Genomic DNA, 16,026 nt, shown 5'->3' on the forward strand with positions numbered 1-16,026 from the left:
CCTTCGTTGGGGAAGGGTGTCCCGCCGCCGCGTATAGAGACCGAATCTGCCCCCGACAAGCACGCAAATGTCGCAAACGCACCCGCCGCCGTCGCATCCGCAATTTTCTACACGGCCCGTGACGCCTATCGGAAACTTGCCCCTATCCGACGGCTGAAAATACTGCGGGGGAGTCTCCGGCACGGAGACGGGGGCAGAGCCCCCTCCTTGCCTCGATCAACCGCCCTCCTGCGACGGGGGCAGAGCCCCCATCCCCCGCCAACCTGTCGCCATGCGACGAAGCGCCAACCACTCTTCCAAGACGCGCGGCCGCATGCTTAAAGGCCCCAACCGAAGGAGCCCGCCATGTTCACCGCCACCCTGATTACCGCCCCTGCCTCTCCGTCGCTCGAGCCCGAGCTGCTGATGACCCTGCGCAATGCCTGGGGTGGCGATGGCGCGCGGATGCTGGCACCCGGCGAGGCCGGAGAGTTCACCCTGCCCGCCCGTCCCGACAACTTCGAGACCGTCTGGGCGGATCTGCAGAAACAGGGGGTCGACCTCTGCCTGCAGCCCTCCGAAGGGCGGAAGAAGAAGATGCTGCTGGCGGACATGGATTCGACCATGATCCAGCAGGAATGCATCGACGAGCTGGCCGAAGAGGCCGGCGTGGGCGAACGCGTCAAGGACATCACCGCCCGCGCGATGAACGGAGAGCTGGACTTTGAAGGTGCCCTGACCGAGCGCGTCGGGCTGCTGAAGGGCCTGCCGGTCTCGGTCATCGACAAGGTGCTGGAGACCCGTATCACCCTGATGCCCGGCGGCCCCGAGCTGCTGGCCACGATGAAGGCGGACGGCGCCTATTGCGCGCTGGTCTCGGGCGGCTTCACCATGTTCACCGCAAAAGTGGCCGCCAGGCTGGGCTTCGACGAGAACCGCGCCAACACGCTGCTGACGGACGGAGACAGGCTCTCGGGCGAGGTCGGCCGACCGATCCTGGGGCGCGAGGCCAAGGTGCAGGCGCTGGAAGAGATCACCGCGAAGCTGGGCATCTCGGACGCCGAGGTGCTGGCGGTTGGCGACGGGGCCAACGACCTTGGCATGCTGACGCGCGCGGGCGCGGGCGTGGCGCTGCACGCCAAGCCCTCGGTCGCGGCGCAATGTGCGCTGCGGGTGAACTTCGGCGACCTGACGGCGCTGCTCTACCTGCAGGGCTATGCGAAGGAAGACTTCGCGCCGGTCTGACCGGGACCGACGCAGGCCAAAGCCGCAGGGCGGATGCCAATCCACCTTTGGCCGCCGGTTGGTGGGATATCTCCCAACCTACGCAAATGTCGCCTTCTGCCCTGTCAGGCGTTGGATGCCCCGGTGGCCCATGCAGCGCTGAGGGTCGCGCCCGACCCTGGGTGGGCGCGACACGGCCTCTGGCCAGCGCACCGTCCTCGAAGCATCCACGCCGCGCCCCCATCTTCCGACATCGCCAATGCGCCCTCCCGGGGGGAGGGTCGGGCGCGGCCCGGGGCTGACGCCCCGCGCCAAAGGTGCCTGAATGCGTAGGGTGGGAGCCATCCCACCATCCCTCCAATATTTCCAACACCCGTTAATTAACACTTGCGCGAAATAAAGAATCGCCACACCCTCCTCTCATGACAGACCTGCCCGCCACCTTCGCCGCCCTGGCCGATTCCACCCGGCTCTCCCTGCTGGAGAAGCTCATCCGGGACGGAGAGCTGCCCGCCGGTGCGCTCTCCGAGGGGGCCGGGATCTCGGCCCCGGCGATCTCGCGCCATCTCAAGATCCTGCGCCAGGCGGGTCTCATCACGCAGCGCGTCGCGGGCACGCATCGCTACTACAGCGCCAACCCGCAGGCCCTGGCCGAGATCCACGGCTGGACCCGCAACCACCGCGCCTTCTGGGAGGGCAGCCTGGACCGGCTCGACACCCTCCTGGCACTCGACCCCGAAGAGGAGGAAGACCGATGAAGGACAGCGAAACCCATGAGCTCGAGCTCATCCGCGACTACCCGGTCTCCCTCGACCGGCTCTGGCGCGCGGTGACCGAGCCGCGCCAGCTGATCCAGTGGTTCGGGCCGGAAGGGCTCTACAATGGCGACGACAGCCCCGATTTCTCCCGCACCGGCCCCTGGTCCTGCACCATGATCGGCAAGGAGAGCGGCGATGCCTTCGTGCTCTCCGGCGTGGTCACCTCGATCCGCCCGCCCGAGGGCGGAAAGGGTCATGTCGCCTTCACCTGGGCCTGGCACGGGCCGGACGGCACACGCGGACATGAAAGCCACGTCACCTTCACCGTCGAAGAGACCGCAAAGGGCGCCCGCCTCACGCTCTCCCATGTCGCCCTGCCCGATCTGGAAAGCGCGCAGAGCCACAGCCGTGGCTGGCTTTCGACCCTGCGCAGCCTCGATTACTTCTTCCTCGGACCACAAACGGAGACCCCGGAATGACCAAGTATCTCTATATCTACAAGGCCGAAACCAGCCAGGTGCCCTCGACCCCGGAAGAGGGCGAAAAGGCCATGGCCGCCTGGGGCGCATGGATGGAGAAGGTGGGCCCGAAGCTGGTCGACCCCGGCAATCCCGTCGGCACCAGCTGGACCGTTGACGGCAAGGGCGCCCGGCAGGGCGGCAATGCGCTGCCGATCATGGGCTATTCCATCGTCGAATGCGACAGCATCGAAGAGGCCTGCTCCCTGGCCGAGGGCAACCCGATGATCCTTGGCGGCGGCGAGGTCGAAGTGACCCCCATCGTGCCCATCGAAATGTAAGCGCCCCCCGAAACAGCATCCCGAAACGGCATCCGGCGGCCCCGCCCCGCCGGATGCCCCCTTCCCCATTGCCCGAGCGCCGCCCCGCCCCTATCCCTGTTCCCGACGTGACGCCTATCAGCGCAGGACGGACCATGGCCTCGGACATCACCCTCTCGAACGACCAGCTCACCGCGACGGTCTCGGACCTCGGCGCAGAGCTGCAAAGCCTGACCCATGAAAGCGGAGAGCTGCTGTGGCATGGCGATGCCGCCCATTGGTCGGGCCGCTCGCCCATCCTCTTTCCCATCGTCGGCCGTGCGCCGGGGGACGTGATCGCGGTGGACGGGCAAGAGGCGCCGATGCGTCAGCACGGTTTCGCCCGCAAGATGGCCTGGGAACTGGCCGAACATACCGCCACCAGCTGCACCCATGTCCTGCGCGACACCGCCGAGACCCGCGCCATCTACCCCCGCGCCTTCCAGCTCTCGCTGACCCATGCGCTGTCGGGCGCGACCCTGACCGCCACCGCCGAGGTGCGCAATACCGGCGACCAGCCCCTGCCCTTCGGACTGGGCTTCCACCCCGCCTTCAACTGGCCCCTGCCCGGTGCCGGGGACGCCCCGCACCGCATCACGCTCGACAATGGCGCCGAGCCGCCCTGCTCGGCCATCGACGGCGACTCCCTGCTGGCTCCGGAAATGCTGCCCTCGCCCTTCACCGCCGGAGAGCTGACGCTGGCGCATGCCCTCTTCGAGAACGACGCGCTGGTCTTCCTCGAAGGCGCCGGCGACGCGCTGACCTATGCCGCGCCCGGCACCGATGCACCGGCGCTGCATTTCCGGTTCGAGAACCTGCCCGCCCTCGGCATCTGGACCAAGCCCCAAGGCGCGCCCTTCATCTGCGTCGAGCCCTGGCATGGCGTTGCCGCCCGCCAGGGGGCCGGCCCCGAGATCGCGGAACGCCCGCTGTCGATGGAGCTCGCACCCGGAGAGACCGCACGCTTCGCCTGGTCGGTCAGCGTCAGCTGATGGCCATGACCGAGATCCGCCCCTATGCCCCCGACCACCGGGACGCGGTGCTGGATCTCGTCCTGCGCGCCTGGCAAGACATCATGCCCCGCACCCGCGACGCGGTGCCGGGCTTCGTCTACGACAATTTCTATCCCGAGGGCTGGCAGGTCCGGCAGCGCCGGGACGTGGCCGCCCTGCTGGAGGACGATCCCGCCGCCTCATGGGTCGCCCTGAAGGACGATCTGCCCGTGGGCATCCTCTGCCTGCGCGCCCATCCCGAGGACCGGATGGGAGAGATCCACCTGCTGGCCGTCGACCCCGCGCATCAGCGCCAGGGCATCGGCACGGCCCTGATGGCCCGCGCCGAAGAGATCCTGCGCGATCTGGGTCTGCAGATGGTGATGGTGGAAACGGTGGGCGACAGCGGCCACGCCCCGGCCCGGAAGGCCTACGAGGGCCAAGGCTTCAAACCCTGGCCCGTCGCGCGCTATTTCAAGAAGCTCTAGGCCCCAAGATCAGGCCCCGTAGGGCACCCAGACGGTCTTCACCTCGGTCGCCTGCTCCAGGAACTCGCGGCCTTCGGCCTGCTCCCAGTCACGCCCCAGGCCGTTGTTCACCCAGGTGCGCTTGAGGTTGCCGGCGCTCTCGCGCTCGATCACTTCGCTGATGTCGGCGGCAGAGAAGCTCCAGACCGCGTCGACATCCAGGTGCTTGGCCATCACCGGCGCCAGCTCGGCGTGATCGCCGGTCAGGATGTTGACCACCCCGCCCGGCAGATCCGAGGTATCCAGCACCTGGTAGAGGTCGGTGGCCGAGAGCGCCCCCGCCTGCCCCGGCACCAGCACCACCCGGTTGCCCATGGCAATCGCCGGCGCCATCACGGAAATCAGCCCCAGCAGGGGCGCCTCCTCGGGGCAGAGCGCGCCAATCACGCCGATGGGTTCCCGCACCGCAAGCGCCATGCCGCGCATCGGCACCTGCCGCAGGTCGCCGCCGAACTTGTCGGCCCAGGCCGCGTAGCTGAACAACCGGCTGACCGCCGCTTCGACCTCTGCCTTGCCGCCCTTGCCGGTGACCGCGTCGATGCGGGCGGCGAATTCCTCGGCCCGCGCCTCGAGGTTCTCGGCGATGTAATAGATCACCTGCGCCCGGTTATGGGCCGTGGCGCCAGACCAGCCAGCCGCCCCGCGTGCCGCCTCGACCGCATTGCGCAGGTCCTTGCGGTTGGCGATGCCGACCTGGCCGATGGCCTTGCCCGACTTGCCCCAGACGGTGCGGGTATACCCCCCATCGGGCCGCGCCTGCTTGCCACCGACATAGAGCTTGGCGGTGCGGTCCAGCCCCTCGGGCAGCTCCGGCGCGCCCGCCTCGGGCGCCTTCAGCTTCAGCGCCTTGGGCTTTCCGGAAGGCTTGGTATAGGCCTGAAGCCCCTCCCAGCCACCTTCCCGGCCAAAGCCGCTTTCGCGCACGCCACCGAACCCGGCGGCGGCGTCGAACATGTTGGTGCCGTTGATCCAGACGACCCCCGCGACCAGCTTCGGCGCCACGTCGAGCGCGACATTGATGTTCTCGCTCCAGACGCTCGCCGCCAGCCCGTAGCGGGTGTTGTTGGCCAGTTGCACCGCCTCGGCGGGGGTGCGGAAGGTCATCGAGACCAGAACCGGGCCGAAGATCTCTTCCTGCATCAGCTTGTCGGCGGTGTGCAGCCCCTCGATCAGGGTCGGGGGGTAGTAGCAGCCCTCGGGCGCGGCGGTCTGGAAGACCTCGCCATCGGTCTCGGCGACCAGCGCCTTGATCCGCGCCAGCTGCTCGGAGTGAACGATGGCGCCCACGTCGATGCATTTGTCCAGCGGATCGCCGACGCGCAGGGACTTCATCCGCGCCTTCAGCTTGGCATGGAAACGCTCGGCCACGCCCTCCTGCACCAGCAGGCGGGAGCCGGCACAGCAGACCTGCCCGCCGTTGAACCAGATCGCATCGACCAGACCCTCGACCGCGGAATCCAGGTCGGCATCCTCGAAGACCACGAAGGGCGACTTGCCGCCCAGCTCCAGCGTCAGGGCCTTGCCCTGGCCCGCCGTCGCGGCACGGATCTTGCGGCCCACCTCGGTGGAGCCGGTGAAGGCCACCTTGTCGATGCCCTCATGGGCGACCAGCTCGGCGCCAACGGCACCATCGCCGGTGACGATGTTCACCACGCCCGCAGGCAGCCCGGCCTGGCGGCAGATATCGGCGAACAGCAGCGCGGTGAGCGAGGTCCACTCGGCAGGCTTCAGCACCACGGTATTGCCCATGGCCAGCGCGGGCGCGACCTTCCAGGCCAGCATCAGCAGGGGGAAGTTCCAGGGGATCACCTGGCCGCAGACCCCGATGGCGGCGCGGCCCGGAAGCTCGGACTCCATCAGCTGGGCCATGCCCGCGTGATAGTAGAAATGCCGCGCCACCAGCGGCACGTCGATATCGCGCGCCTCGCGGATCGGCTTGCCGCTGTCCAGCGTTTCCAGCACGGCAAACAGCCGGGCATGTTTCTGCACCAGCCGCGCCAGCGCATAGAGATAGCGGGCCCGGCCCTTGCCGCCCAGCTTCTCCCACTTGCCCTGCGCCGCGCGCGCGGCTGCGACGGCGGCGTCGATATCGGCGGAGGTCGCCTGAGAGACCTCGGCCAGCACCTCGCCCGAGGCGGGGCTGGTGGTCTCGAAGGTCTCACCCGGCTTGGTGAAGGCCCCGTCGATGAAATGGCCGAACCGGCTACCCTGATCGACAACCCAGGCCAGGGCGTCTCCGGCGGCCTCGGGGGCGGGACCGTATTCCATGCTCTCGTAGATATCCTTGACGTTCATCGCTTTGCCCCACCCAAGTTCATCACCAGGCTAAAAATACTCATCTTGCTACCCCGCCGCATGGCGCCAGGACGCCGAATAGGCGCCGGTCACGTGGTGTTCGAGCTGCCGCTCGATATCCCCCAGAAGCGAGGAGGCACCGAAACGGAAGAGGTCGGGGCGTAGCCAGCGGTCACCCAGCTCTTCCTTGATGAGGCTCAGGTAGACCAGCGAATCCTTCGCCTTCGAGATCCCACCCGCAGGCTTGTAACCGACCCGGTAGCCGGTGCGCTGATGGTAGTCGCGGATGGCGCGGATCATCACCAGCGACACCGGCAGCGTCGCGTTGACGCTCTCCTTGCCGGTCGAGGTCTTGATGAAATCCGCCCCGGCCATCATGCAGACCAGCGAAGCCTTGGCGACGTTCTGCAGCGTCCCCAGCTCTCCGGTCGCAAGAATGGCCTTCACATGGGCCTCGCCGCAGGCGGCACTGAAGGCCTTCATCTCATCATAAAGCGCCTGCCAGTTGCCCTGCAGCACGTGGCGGCGGGTGATCACGATGTCGATCTCCTCGGCCCCTGCCTTCACGCTTTCACCGATCTCGGCCAGGCGCAGGTGGAAGGGCGACAGGCCTGCCGGAAAGCCGGTCGAGACGGCGGCGACGGGGATGCCCGAGCCCTTCAGCGCCTCGACGGCGGTGTCGACCATGTCGTGATAAACGCAGACCGCGCCGGTGGTCAGACCCTGCATGCCAAGCGCCTCAAGCAGGTCGGCGCGCACTGGCTGGCGGGCCTTGGCACAAAGACGCCGCACGCGGCCTTCGGTATCGTCGCCCGCGAGGGTGGTCAGGTCGATGCAGGAAATCGCACGGGCCAGCCATGCCGCCTGGTAGTCCTTCTTGACCGAGCGCCGCCCCGGCAGCGTGGCAGCGCGCCGCTCGATGGCCGAGCGGTTGGCGCGGGCGGTCATGACCCAGTCCATGTCCAGCTCCATGCCCGGATTGCGGGGCTCATGTTGCTCGGCGATGGTCTGGGGAAGCTGGGCCGTGGCGGCGGTCTCGGTCTGCATGGCGCTCTCCTGAACTTGGCCGCGACATTCCCATGCCGCCTTCATTCACGCAAGCGGCGAGCCACCATGACGCTGCATAAACTGGACCAAAGGGTCAAAAACTTGCCGAAGACCCTAGACCGGAGCGACGAATTTCTTCGCCAGGGCCCGGAAGCCTTCGCGCAGCAGCGCATCCTCAGCGGTCTCGGTGACGGGGACATAAAGCCCCTGCAGCGCCGCAAGATAGGCCTTGGCCATGGCGCCATGACCGATCAGAACCGCCTGCTGACCCAACCAGAGACTTTTCGACCCGGCCATCTCGGCCCCCAGCAGAAGGCCCAGCACCTCGGCCTTGTTGCCGGCGCGGGCCAGCTCGAAAGGCAGGGCCTCGGCGCGGGCCATGGCCTCGTCCAGCCCCTGGGGTTCTGCCTCTGCCGCGCCCAGGGCGCGGGCCAGGCAGGGGGTCGCGGAAATCCGCAGATGGATCAGCTCTCCGGCAGAGAGGGTAGCCCAATAGGTGCGCTCGGCGCAGGGCATCACGGCCAGGCCGTCCCAATCGGCGTTCAGCGTCTGGAACCCCAGCAGGCGCAGGCGCTGCGCGGCGGGCAGGTCTTCGAGCGGCGGCAGGTGCAACCCGTCGGGGGCGCGGGCCATCTGCGCGGGCAGCAGATCGCCCGGCAGGGTGTCGGCGGGCACGTTCGGCGCGCCGACGATCATCCGCGCCTCGGGGGCGCAGGCGCGATCCGGGGTCGCGCCATCCGGGCCCCAGCAGCGGGCCTCGCCATATTCCTGTCCGATCCAGCTCATGCGTCTTGATAGGGCGCTGCGCGGGGCCGGGTCAATCACCCGCGCCATTGTCGCCCAGATAGGCGCGCAGCGCGGGCGGCGGATCGTCCAGCAAGGCGCGCATCGGCGCGGGCGGCGCGGCGCGGCCCTCGGCCACCAGCACGATCTGATCGGCAATGCGGCGCGCGTCGTCGGGCTCATGGGTGACCATCAGCAGCGTGGCGCCGGTCTCGGCGCGCAGCTCGGCCACCAGCGCCAGCATCTCGGCGCGCAGGGCGGGACCGAGGGCGGCGAAGGGCTCATCCAGCAGCAGGAGCGGGCGGTCCTGCACCAGCACCCGCGCCAGGGCGGCGCGGCTCTGCTGGCCGCCCGAAAGCTCGCCCGGCGTGCGGCTGCCGTAGCCCGAGAGGCCGACCCGCTCCAGCGCCTGTTCGACGCGCCCGCGCTCGGCCCCCGACAACCGCCCGCGCGGAGAGATCCCGAGCGCCACGTTGCGGAAGATATCGAGATGGGGAAAGAGGTTGCCGTCCTGGAACAGCATCGCCACCGGTCGTTTTCCGGGCGCAAGGCCCGCCAGCTCCTGGCCACGCCAGCGTATCCGCCCCTCGGTGGGCGGCAGGAAGCCCGCGATGGCCGCAAGCAGCGTAGACTTGCCCGCCCCCGAAGGGCCGATCAGCGCCACCGAGCTGCCCTCGGAGAGGCTCAGATGCGCCTCGAGGCGGAAGTCGCCCTGTGTCAGGACCAGGGACGAAAGCTCAAGCATCGCGGCCTCCCAGCCGGTCGAAGAGGAAGAAGATGCCGAAGGACATTGCCAGCAGCACCAGCGCCGCTCCGGAGGCGGCATCGGTGCGATAGGCGCCCAGCAGGCGGTACATCAGCAGTGGCAGGGTCTCGCGCTCGGGCGAGCCGAAGAGGGTGATCACCCCAAGGTCGCCCATCGACAGCGCCGCCGCAATCCCCGCGCCGAAGCCCAGGGCACCGCGCATCCGGGGTAGCAGCAGCCAGCGCAGGCGGGCGGGGCCGGTGAGGCCAAGCTGGCTGGCAAGCCGCCCGTGGTCGGCCTCGGCCCGCGCCCAAGCGGGGGCGATCAGGCGCAGGCAGAAGGGCAGCGCCATCAGCGTGTTGACCAGCAGCGTCACCGGCAGCGCCAGCCGTGCGGGCGAGACCCAGATATTGAGGATCAGGAAATACCCCGTCCCCAGCACCAGCGGCGACAGCGCCAGCGGCATCAGCCCCAGCCCCTCGGACCAGCGCGCCATGGGGGCGGAAAGGGCCAGCGACAGGCAGACCGTCAGCGCCGCGCAGCCCAGGCTGATCGCCACCGAGTTGCCCATGGCGGGCCAGATCCGCGCCGGCAGATCCGCCAGCCCGCCGATCCCGTCCAGCACCAGCGCCAGCAGCGGCAACGTCAGGAAGAGCCCGGCCAGCACCAGCCAGACGCAGTCCAGCGCCCGACGCCAGCCCCCCGGTGCGTCCCAGCGCTGCCGTTCGCGGCCCAGACCGCTGCCCGAACCATCCATCCGCGCCAGCCTGAGCGAGATCACGGCGGCCAGCGCCACCACGCCCGACTGCATCAGCGCCAGCAGCGCGGCGCGGCCCAGGTCAAAGTCGAAGAGGAAGGCCTGGTAGATCGCCAGCTCCAGCGTCGTGGCACGCGGCCCGCCGCCCAGGATCAGCGCGACCGAGAAACTGCCGAGGCAGATGGCGAAGATCGCCGCCAGCGCGCCCGGCACCACCTGGCGCAGCATTGGCCATTCCAGCAGGCGGAAGACCTGGCCCGGCGGCAGGTCCAGCGTCGCGGCAAGGCGGAAACGCTCGGCCGGGATGGCGCTCCAGCCCTGCAGCAGCATGCGGGTGGCGAGGGGCATGTTGAAGAAGACATGGGCCAGCACGACGCCGTGCAGCCCGTAGATCCGCCAGGGGCCGAGACCGGCGAGCCCCAGCAGATCGTTGACCCAGCCACGCGCGCCGAAGACCGCCAGGAGACCCAGCACCGCCACGGCGACGGGCAGAAGGAAGGGCGCCCCAGTCAGCGTCACGAAAAGCCGCCGCCCCGGAAAGCGCCGCCGCGCCAGCGCGCGGGCCACGGGCAGCGCCACCAGCACCGACAGGATGGCCGAGAGCGTGGCCTGCACCAGCGTGAAGCGCAGCGCACCATATTCGGCGGGGCCGGGCAGACGCCCCTCCCCCGCCTTGAGAAAGGTCATCACCAGGGGCGCGACCAGCAGCACGACGAGGGCAAGCCCCGCCGCGCCCCCGGCGGCGCGCCCTAGCGGGCCAGCGCGGCCTGCCATTCGGCCAGGGCCTCATCGCGCAGGGATTGTGCCTCTTCCGGCGACAGCAGCAGCGCCTTGTCCGGCGTCACCACCTGGTTGAAGCCCGCGGCCAACCCGCCCTCGGGCATCACGGCGGGGTACATCCAGTTGGTCTCGGGCAGCACGCCCTGGGCCTCTGCGCCCAGCAGGTACTGCAGGAAGGCATCGGCCAGCTCGGGCTGATCCGAAGCCGCCAGCTTGCCGGCGATCTCGACCTGCATGTAGTGGCCTTCGTCGAAGGGCACGGCCTCCTTCGTCTCATCGCCCTCGGCGATGATGTGATAGGCGGGCGAGGTGGTGTAGCTCAGCACCATGTCCGCCTCGCCGTCCAGGAACAGGCCATAGGCCTCGGACCAGCCCGGAGTGACGGTCAGGATGTTGTCGGAAAGCGCGTCCCAGATCTCGGGCGCGCGGTCACCATAGACCGCCTTGACCCACATCAGCAGGCCCAGACCGGGGGTCGAGCTGCGCGGGTCCTGGATCACGATGCTGGCGTCCGAGGCGGCCAGGGCCTCGAAGCTCGAGGGGTGGTCCTCGCCGACATTGGCGACGAAGGCGAAATAGCCCCAGTCGAAGGGCACGAAGGTCTCGTCCGTCCAGGCGATCGGCAGATCGTAGTCGGCGCTGGCGGAGGTCGGCGCGAAGAGCCCCGTCTCCTTGGCCTGCGCCATCAGCGAGGTGTCGAGACCCAGAACCACGTCGGCCTCGGAGCGTTCGCCCTCGAGCCGCACCCGCGACAGCAGCGCGGCACCGTCGCCAAGGCCGGTGAAGACGACATCGCAGCCGCATTCGGCCTCGAAGCCCGCTTCAATCTGCGGACCGGGACCCCATTCCGAGGTGAAGGATTCGTAGGTGTAGACGTTCAGAACAGGCGTCTCTGCCACGGCCTGCGTGGCAAGAAGACAACCCGTGGCAAGTGCGAGATGCTTCATGGCATCCTCCTATCTGCTACGGGCGGAGTACGTTCAGGGACAGCGCCGGGTGCGCCCTTGCTGTCTGACCATCCCTCCGCCGGTATTAACCGGATCAGGTTCAACGGGTTCGCATGACGCATCTCAGCCCGACAGGGCACCCCGAGGTACGGCGGACCCTAGAGCGCTGCGGGCGGGGTTTCAAGGCGGGGCAGTTCAGCCGGCAGGAAAGAACAGGTTCCGCTGAATGCGACTGTGGGCGAGGCCTCCGGTCGCCTCGATGTACTTCTGCAGTACCAGCGCAGCGACCAGGTTCTCCGTCTGACGATCATGGAACTGCGCGCACCAGGCCTTCGCGTTGCGATTGATGCGGGCGGCCTCTTCAGGATGGCTTTCGGCCCAGTCTATCTTCTCGTCCAGGTCGGAATAGTCCGGTTTGACGCCGATGAAGTGTTCCCCCGGCACAAGGCGGCCTTCCATGAACCAGGTCTCGTACTCCAGCGGTGGAGTGACCGCGATGGAGTTGGAGTTCATGATCCACTTCAGACTGGTGGCGACATCATTGCCCTCGGGCGCCAGGATATATCGGTAGCGCAGCTGATCAGGGATCGTCATCCAGCCCTTTGCTGGCGGCAGATCCTCGCGCGTGTTCACCTGCCCGACGTCATGTCGTGGATGGTCGTGCAGCTGCATGACAGCGGCGTATCGGGCCGGCTGGGCCTGGACCGACCCCAGGCGGCCACGAAAGACGGCCAAGGGCCGCTTCTCGGCCAGGGGCACCGGATCATCGGGGAACTTGAAATGGCGCAGGTAGTCCAGCGGCATCACGACGGAGTTGGCGTTGTCTTCCCCGATCGGGCGACTCTTCAGCAGCGCCGGAACTTCGGGCACCTCCGTCACGTCGCCAAAGCGCCAGTCCAGCCGCATATCCCAGCCGAAACCTTTCGCATGTCGCATCAGGTCCAGGAAGTAGAACTCCTGGCGCTTCTCCATCTTCATATCGCCCAGACGCGTCGAAGGCAGAGCCCTCCCGGCGTCCAGCTTGCAGCACCAGTCGATCCTTTGGCGCAGCGCCTCGGGCAGCGTATCGAGGCTCTCGGGCAACAACGCGTCTAGCTTGCGGGTAAAACTTGCGACTGGCAGACTCTTTCGCCAGAGCGCCGCCGAGAAATAGCCGGGCCTCGATAGATCCAATCTCTTTCACTCCGATGGGTGTCCAAGAGGACCATCATGCACAGCTTGCCCCGGCCCGCAATTGCGCGCCCTGCCGGGATCGGGTAACCGGGGGGCAAGTTTTCCCGGAGCCGCCAATGTCTCTCAATTCCTTCGGTCATCTCTTCCGCGTCACCACCTGGGGCGAAAGCCACGGGCCGGCGCTTGGCGCCACGGTGGATGGCGTGCCTCCGGGCATCGCGGTGGACCCGGAGCTGCTGCAGTTCTGGCTGGACCGGCGCAAGCCCGGTCAGTCCAAGTACACCACCCAGCGGCGTGAGCCGGACCAGGTCGAGATCCTCTCGGGCACCTTCGAGGGGCGCTCCACCGGGACGCCGATCCAGCTGATGATCCGCAACACCGACCAGCGGTCGAAGGACTATGGCGATATCGCCGAGAAGTTCCGCCCCGGTCACGCCGATATCACCTATTTCCAGAAATACGGCATCCGCGACTACCGCGGCGGCGGGCGCTCTTCGGCGCGCGAAACCGCGGCCCGTGTCGCCGCCGGGGGCCTGGCCCGTGCCGTGCTGGGCCGCCTCGCCCCCTCGGTCGAGATCAAGGGCTACATGACCCAGGTCGGCCCCCATGGCATCGACCGCGCCGCCTTCGACGCCGCCCAGATCGAGGAAAACCCCTTCTGGTGCCCCGATGCAGGCGCCGCCCAGACCTGGGCCGACTACCTGGATGGCTTGCGCAAGAGCGGCAATTCCGTCGGCGCCGTGGTCGAGATCGTGGCGCGTGGCGTGCCCGCGGGCCTTGGCGCCCCGGTCTACGGCAAGCTGGATACCGACCTGGCCGCCGCGATGATGTCGATCAACGCCGTGAAGGCCGTCGAGATCGGCGAGGGCATGGCCGCCGCCACCCTGACCGGCGAAGAGAACGCCGACGAGATCTACATGGGCGAGGATGGCCAGCCGGTCTATTCCTCGAACCACGCGGGCGGCATCCTTGGCGGGATCTCGACCGGGCAGGAAATCGTGGTGCGTTTCGCCGTGAAGCCGACCAGCTCGATCCTGCGCTCGCGCAAGACGATCACCAAGACCGGCGAAGAGACCGAGATCATCACCAAGGGCCGTCACGACCCCTGCGTCGGCATCCGCGCGGTGCCCGTGGGCGAAGCGATGATGGCCTGCGTGATCCTTGATCACCTGCTGCTGCATCGCGGCCAGATCGGCGACGCGGGCGGCAAGATCGGCCCGCAAGAGGGAGGCAACCAGGGAGGTCAGGACGAGGGCCCCCTTGGCTAGATGCTGACCATTCTCACCATTACGTTGCCGATTTTCGGGCTCATAGCGCTTGGCTATGGGCTTTGCGGGCTGAAGGTCTTCAACGCCGGTGACATCGGGGTGCTGGGCAAGTTCGTCATGCTCGTCGCCCTGCCCGCCCTGTTGTTCCACGCCACCGCCTCGCGCAGCTTCTCGTCCCTGGTCGATCCCTCCTTCCTGATCCTGCTGACACTGGCGGCGATCTGCACCCAGCTGATCACCTGGACCCTGCTGCGCCTGCGTGGCGTCGGTCCCGGACGACGGGCCATCGGCACCATGGGTTCGGCCACGCCGAACTCGGCCTTCCTGTCCTTCGCCATCATGCAGTTCGTCTTCCCCGAAGAGGCCGCCTCGATCCTGGCGATGAACATGCTGGTCGAGAGCTTCATGCTGCAGCCCGTGGGCCTGACCATGATCGCCTCGGCCTCGTCGCAGACCCATGGGTTCTCGCCGCTGCGCCGGATCGGAAGCATCGCCCTGTCGGTGCTGAAGCGGCCCTTCATCCTCGCGATCCTCTTCGGCACCGTGCTGTCGATCCTGGCGGTGCCGCTGCCCACCGGGCTCGTCAACCTGCTGGAGCTCCTGGCCCGCGCCGCCTCGCCGCTGGCGCTCTTCTTCATCGGAGGCTCTCTCTACGGGCTCTCGCTGAAGGGCAACCTGGGGCTGGCCGGCTTCATCTCGGCCTGCAAGCTGCTGCTGCATCCGACGGTGGCCTTCCTGCTGCTGACCATCGCCGGGCTGCTGGCGCTGCCGCTGCCGCCGGGCAACCTCTACCCGGCGCTGATCCTGTCGACGGCGATGCCGGTCTTCGGGATCTTCCCGATCATCGCCCAGGGCTCGGGCCATGAAGGTGCGGCGGCGCTGGCCGTCACCATCTCGACCGCGCTGGCCTTCGTGACCCTGACGGTGCTGCTGGCCCTGCTGGTCTGACCCCGTCCCATGGTCCCGCCGGCGCCCTGCTCGGGGCGCCGTTTGCCTTATGTTAAGACTATGCTCCCAGCATCTGCGGATCAGGGCCGCGCCTGGCGCGGCTGCGGGATCGGGGGCCGGATGTGGCGGCCCCCCGGGTTCGCGGGCCGCGGCCCGCCAGGAGGGAGATCATGCATATGGCGCATTCGACCGGATGGAATGCCGGCGGGACAGGTCCGAGGCAAGAGACCGGGGCCGAAGGCCCGCCGCGCGGGCGGGAGCGCGCGGGCCTCATGGCCGACCTGACCCCCGAGGGGGACCAGCCGCTTGGCATGGGCCTGATGGCCGTGGCGCTGATGGCAGGGATCGTCGGGCTCAGCTCTGGCTGGTTCGGCGCGCCGCCCGCTGGCGGCACCGGACTGGTCCGGGCCTCGCAAAGCCTGCTGCTGGAGCCCGGCACGCCGCGCCCGGCATGGCCCGAGGGCGACCGGCTGGCCGATCGCGCCCCAGGCCCCGTGCCGGCCGAATTCCTCCACCTCAGCGCCATTCTCCAGGCCACGCCCCCCTCTCGGGCACCCGAGCTCAGGCGTCCATCGAGGCCCTGAGCGCGATATCCATCAGCTCGCGGATCTTGGCTTCGCGGGTATCCGCGACCAGGCGGCCCAGCTCGTCGTCGCCTTTCAGCACCACCAGGGTCGAGCGACGCGGGATGCGCATGCGGCTCACCAGTTGCGAGCGGCCGTAGGTATCCCAGTCGACGTTGATGAAGGTGATGTTCTCTTCATAGGACGGGTTCTCGGCCTTGAGCTTGTCCAGCACGCGCTCCTGGGCGGCGCAGGTGGTACACCAGCTGGCCTTGAAGTCGAGGAAGACGACCTCTCCGGCACCAAGGTGACGGTCGAGGACGCCGGGCTCGTAGTCCAGCGGCGCAGTGCCGGCGGCCAGCAGGCCCGTGGGGGCCAGGGCGATCGCGCTGGCGGTGGTGATGAAGTGACGGCGGTTCATGG

17 protein-coding genes and 1 riboswitch are annotated in these 16,026 nt (G+C 68.4%); of the genes, 9 read left to right on the top strand and 8 right to left on the bottom strand.

Annotation, left to right across the window (positions count from 1 at the left end):
* The first annotated feature begins 345 nt into the window (after positions 1-345).
* The 6 genes from serB to CRO50_RS01755 all read left to right on the top strand — a co-directional run bounded on the left by serB (position 346) and on the right by CRO50_RS01755 (position 4,258).
* Positions 346-1,224 (top strand): phosphoserine phosphatase SerB, encoded by an 879-nt coding sequence (gene serB / locus CRO50_RS01730; protein WP_097144144.1) that lies wholly within the window; start codon positions 346-348, stop codon positions 1,222-1,224.
* 401 nt (positions 1,225-1,625) lie between these two features.
* Entirely contained in the window at positions 1,626-1,961 is a 336-nt protein-coding gene (locus CRO50_RS01735) for an ArsR/SmtB family transcription factor (RefSeq protein ID WP_097144145.1), read from the top strand.
* On the top strand, positions 1,958-2,440 hold the full coding sequence (locus CRO50_RS01740) for an SRPBCC family protein (protein WP_097144146.1): 483 nt from the start codon (positions 1,958-1,960) through the stop codon (positions 2,438-2,440). Before CRO50_RS01735 ends, CRO50_RS01740 begins: the two co-directional genes overlap by 4 nt.
* The gene (locus CRO50_RS01745; protein ID WP_097144147.1) at positions 2,437-2,760 is read left to right on the top strand and encodes a YciI family protein; all 324 of its coding nucleotides are present in this window, start codon (positions 2,437-2,439) and stop codon (positions 2,758-2,760) included. Before CRO50_RS01740 ends, CRO50_RS01745 begins: the two co-directional genes overlap by 4 nt.
* Before the next feature lie 134 nt (positions 2,761-2,894).
* Positions 2,895-3,770: an aldose 1-epimerase family protein gene (locus tag CRO50_RS01750; RefSeq protein ID WP_097144148.1), complete on the top strand. Its 876-nt coding sequence runs from the start codon at positions 2,895-2,897 to the stop codon at positions 3,768-3,770.
* A gap of 5 nt (positions 3,771-3,775) precedes the next feature.
* Positions 3,776-4,258 (top strand): GNAT family N-acetyltransferase, encoded by a 483-nt coding sequence (locus CRO50_RS01755; protein ID WP_097144679.1) that lies wholly within the window; start codon positions 3,776-3,778, stop codon positions 4,256-4,258.
* Positions 4,259-4,267: 9 nt separating this feature from the next.
* On the opposite strand, the gene CRO50_RS01760 is transcribed toward CRO50_RS01755, so the two are convergent.
* The 7 genes from CRO50_RS01760 to CRO50_RS01790 form a co-directional block, all read right to left on the bottom strand.
* Positions 4,268-6,592: an aldehyde dehydrogenase family protein gene (locus tag CRO50_RS01760; RefSeq protein ID WP_097144149.1), complete on the bottom strand. Its 2,325-nt coding sequence runs from the start codon at positions 6,590-6,592 to the stop codon at positions 4,268-4,270.
* 48 nt (positions 6,593-6,640) lie between these two features.
* A complete protein-coding gene (deoC, locus tag CRO50_RS01765) occupies positions 6,641-7,639 on the bottom strand; it encodes a deoxyribose-phosphate aldolase (protein ID WP_097144150.1) in 999 nt (332 codons plus the stop codon).
* Between the two features lie 114 nt (positions 7,640-7,753).
* Positions 7,754-8,425 (bottom strand): 2-dehydro-3-deoxygalactonokinase, encoded by a 672-nt coding sequence (locus tag CRO50_RS01770; RefSeq protein ID WP_143516836.1) that lies wholly within the window; start codon positions 8,423-8,425, stop codon positions 7,754-7,756.
* 31 nt (positions 8,426-8,456) lie between these two features.
* Complete coding sequence (locus tag CRO50_RS01775; RefSeq protein ID WP_097144152.1) at positions 8,457-9,167, bottom strand: thiamine ABC transporter ATP-binding protein; 711 nt, start codon at positions 9,165-9,167, stop codon at positions 8,457-8,459.
* Entirely contained in the window at positions 9,160-10,698 is a 1,539-nt protein-coding gene (locus CRO50_RS01780) for a thiamine/thiamine pyrophosphate ABC transporter permease ThiP (RefSeq protein ID WP_097144153.1), read from the bottom strand. The genes CRO50_RS01775 and CRO50_RS01780 overlap by 8 nt, the downstream gene beginning before the upstream one ends.
* Positions 10,674-11,651, bottom strand: a complete 978-nt coding sequence (thiB, locus tag CRO50_RS01785; RefSeq protein ID WP_097144154.1) for a thiamine ABC transporter substrate binding subunit — start codon at positions 11,649-11,651, stop codon at positions 10,674-10,676. Before thiB ends, CRO50_RS01780 begins: the two co-directional genes overlap by 25 nt.
* 54 nt (positions 11,652-11,705) lie before the next feature.
* Positions 11,706-11,805: riboswitch (TPP riboswitch) on the bottom strand.
* A gap of 41 nt (positions 11,806-11,846) precedes the next feature.
* Positions 11,847-12,734, bottom strand: coding sequence for a glycosyl transferase family 90 (locus tag CRO50_RS01790; RefSeq protein WP_232617778.1), 888 nt, complete (start codon positions 12,732-12,734; stop codon positions 11,847-11,849).
* 206 nt (positions 12,735-12,940) lie between these two features.
* Between CRO50_RS01790 and aroC the strand changes: the two genes are divergently transcribed.
* The 3 genes from aroC to CRO50_RS01805 all read left to right on the top strand — a co-directional run bounded on the left by aroC (position 12,941) and on the right by CRO50_RS01805 (position 15,624).
* The gene (gene aroC, locus CRO50_RS01795) at positions 12,941-14,092 is read left to right on the top strand and encodes a chorismate synthase (protein ID WP_097144156.1); all 1,152 of its coding nucleotides are present in this window, start codon (positions 12,941-12,943) and stop codon (positions 14,090-14,092) included.
* On the top strand, positions 14,093-15,040 hold the full coding sequence (locus tag CRO50_RS01800; protein ID WP_097144157.1) for an AEC family transporter: 948 nt from the start codon (positions 14,093-14,095) through the stop codon (positions 15,038-15,040). It begins immediately after the preceding gene.
* 272 nt (positions 15,041-15,312) lie between these two features.
* Positions 15,313-15,624 (top strand): hypothetical protein, encoded by a 312-nt coding sequence (locus tag CRO50_RS01805; RefSeq protein WP_143516837.1) that lies wholly within the window; start codon positions 15,313-15,315, stop codon positions 15,622-15,624.
* Here CRO50_RS01805 and CRO50_RS01810 read toward each other — a convergent pair.
* The gene (locus tag CRO50_RS01810; protein WP_097144159.1) at positions 15,602-16,024 is read right to left on the bottom strand and encodes a thioredoxin family protein; all 423 of its coding nucleotides are present in this window, start codon (positions 16,022-16,024) and stop codon (positions 15,602-15,604) included. The genes CRO50_RS01805 and CRO50_RS01810 overlap by 23 nt on opposite strands.
* Between the last annotated feature and the right edge of the window lie 2 nt (positions 16,025-16,026).

This window comes from Pseudooceanicola antarcticus, assembly GCF_900215355.1.
Lineage (GTDB): Bacteria > Pseudomonadota > Alphaproteobacteria > Rhodobacterales > Rhodobacteraceae > Pseudooceanicola > Pseudooceanicola antarcticus.

What these genes read in the sequence shown, in the direction of transcription:
- CRO50_RS01770 (WP_143516836.1), bottom strand. Translation starts at nt 8,425, where the DNA reads ATGAGCTGGATCGGACAGGAATATGGCGAGGCCCGCTGCTGGGGCCCG.
- CRO50_RS01750 (WP_097144148.1), top strand. Translation starts at nt 2,895, where the DNA reads ATGGCCTCGGACATCACCCTCTCGAACGACCAGCTCACCGCGACGGTC.
- CRO50_RS01805 (WP_143516837.1), top strand. Translation starts at nt 15,313, where the DNA reads ATGGCCGACCTGACCCCCGAGGGGGACCAGCCGCTTGGCATGGGCCTG.
- CRO50_RS01740 (WP_097144146.1), top strand. Translation starts at nt 1,958, where the DNA reads ATGAAGGACAGCGAAACCCATGAGCTCGAGCTCATCCGCGACTACCCG.
- CRO50_RS01745 (WP_097144147.1), top strand. Translation starts at nt 2,437, where the DNA reads ATGACCAAGTATCTCTATATCTACAAGGCCGAAACCAGCCAGGTGCCC.
- serB (WP_097144144.1), top strand. Translation starts at nt 346, where the DNA reads ATGTTCACCGCCACCCTGATTACCGCCCCTGCCTCTCCGTCGCTCGAG.
- CRO50_RS01760 (WP_097144149.1), bottom strand. Translation starts at nt 6,592, where the DNA reads ATGAACGTCAAGGATATCTACGAGAGCATGGAATACGGTCCCGCCCCC.
- aroC (WP_097144156.1), top strand. Translation starts at nt 12,941, where the DNA reads ATGTCTCTCAATTCCTTCGGTCATCTCTTCCGCGTCACCACCTGGGGC.
- CRO50_RS01780 (WP_097144153.1), bottom strand. Translation starts at nt 10,698, where the DNA reads ATGGCAGGCCGCGCTGGCCCGCTAGGGCGCGCCGCCGGGGGCGCGGCG.
- thiB (WP_097144154.1), bottom strand. Translation starts at nt 11,651, where the DNA reads ATGAAGCATCTCGCACTTGCCACGGGTTGTCTTCTTGCCACGCAGGCC.
- CRO50_RS01735 (WP_097144145.1), top strand. Translation starts at nt 1,626, where the DNA reads ATGACAGACCTGCCCGCCACCTTCGCCGCCCTGGCCGATTCCACCCGG.
- CRO50_RS01800 (WP_097144157.1), top strand. Translation starts at nt 14,093, where the DNA reads ATGCTGACCATTCTCACCATTACGTTGCCGATTTTCGGGCTCATAGCG.
- CRO50_RS01810 (WP_097144159.1), bottom strand. Translation starts at nt 16,024, where the DNA reads ATGAACCGCCGTCACTTCATCACCACCGCCAGCGCGATCGCCCTGGCC.
- deoC (WP_097144150.1), bottom strand. Translation starts at nt 7,639, where the DNA reads ATGCAGACCGAGACCGCCGCCACGGCCCAGCTTCCCCAGACCATCGCC.
- CRO50_RS01775 (WP_097144152.1), bottom strand. Translation starts at nt 9,167, where the DNA reads ATGCTTGAGCTTTCGTCCCTGGTCCTGACACAGGGCGACTTCCGCCTC.
- CRO50_RS01755 (WP_097144679.1), top strand. Translation starts at nt 3,776, where the DNA reads ATGACCGAGATCCGCCCCTATGCCCCCGACCACCGGGACGCGGTGCTG.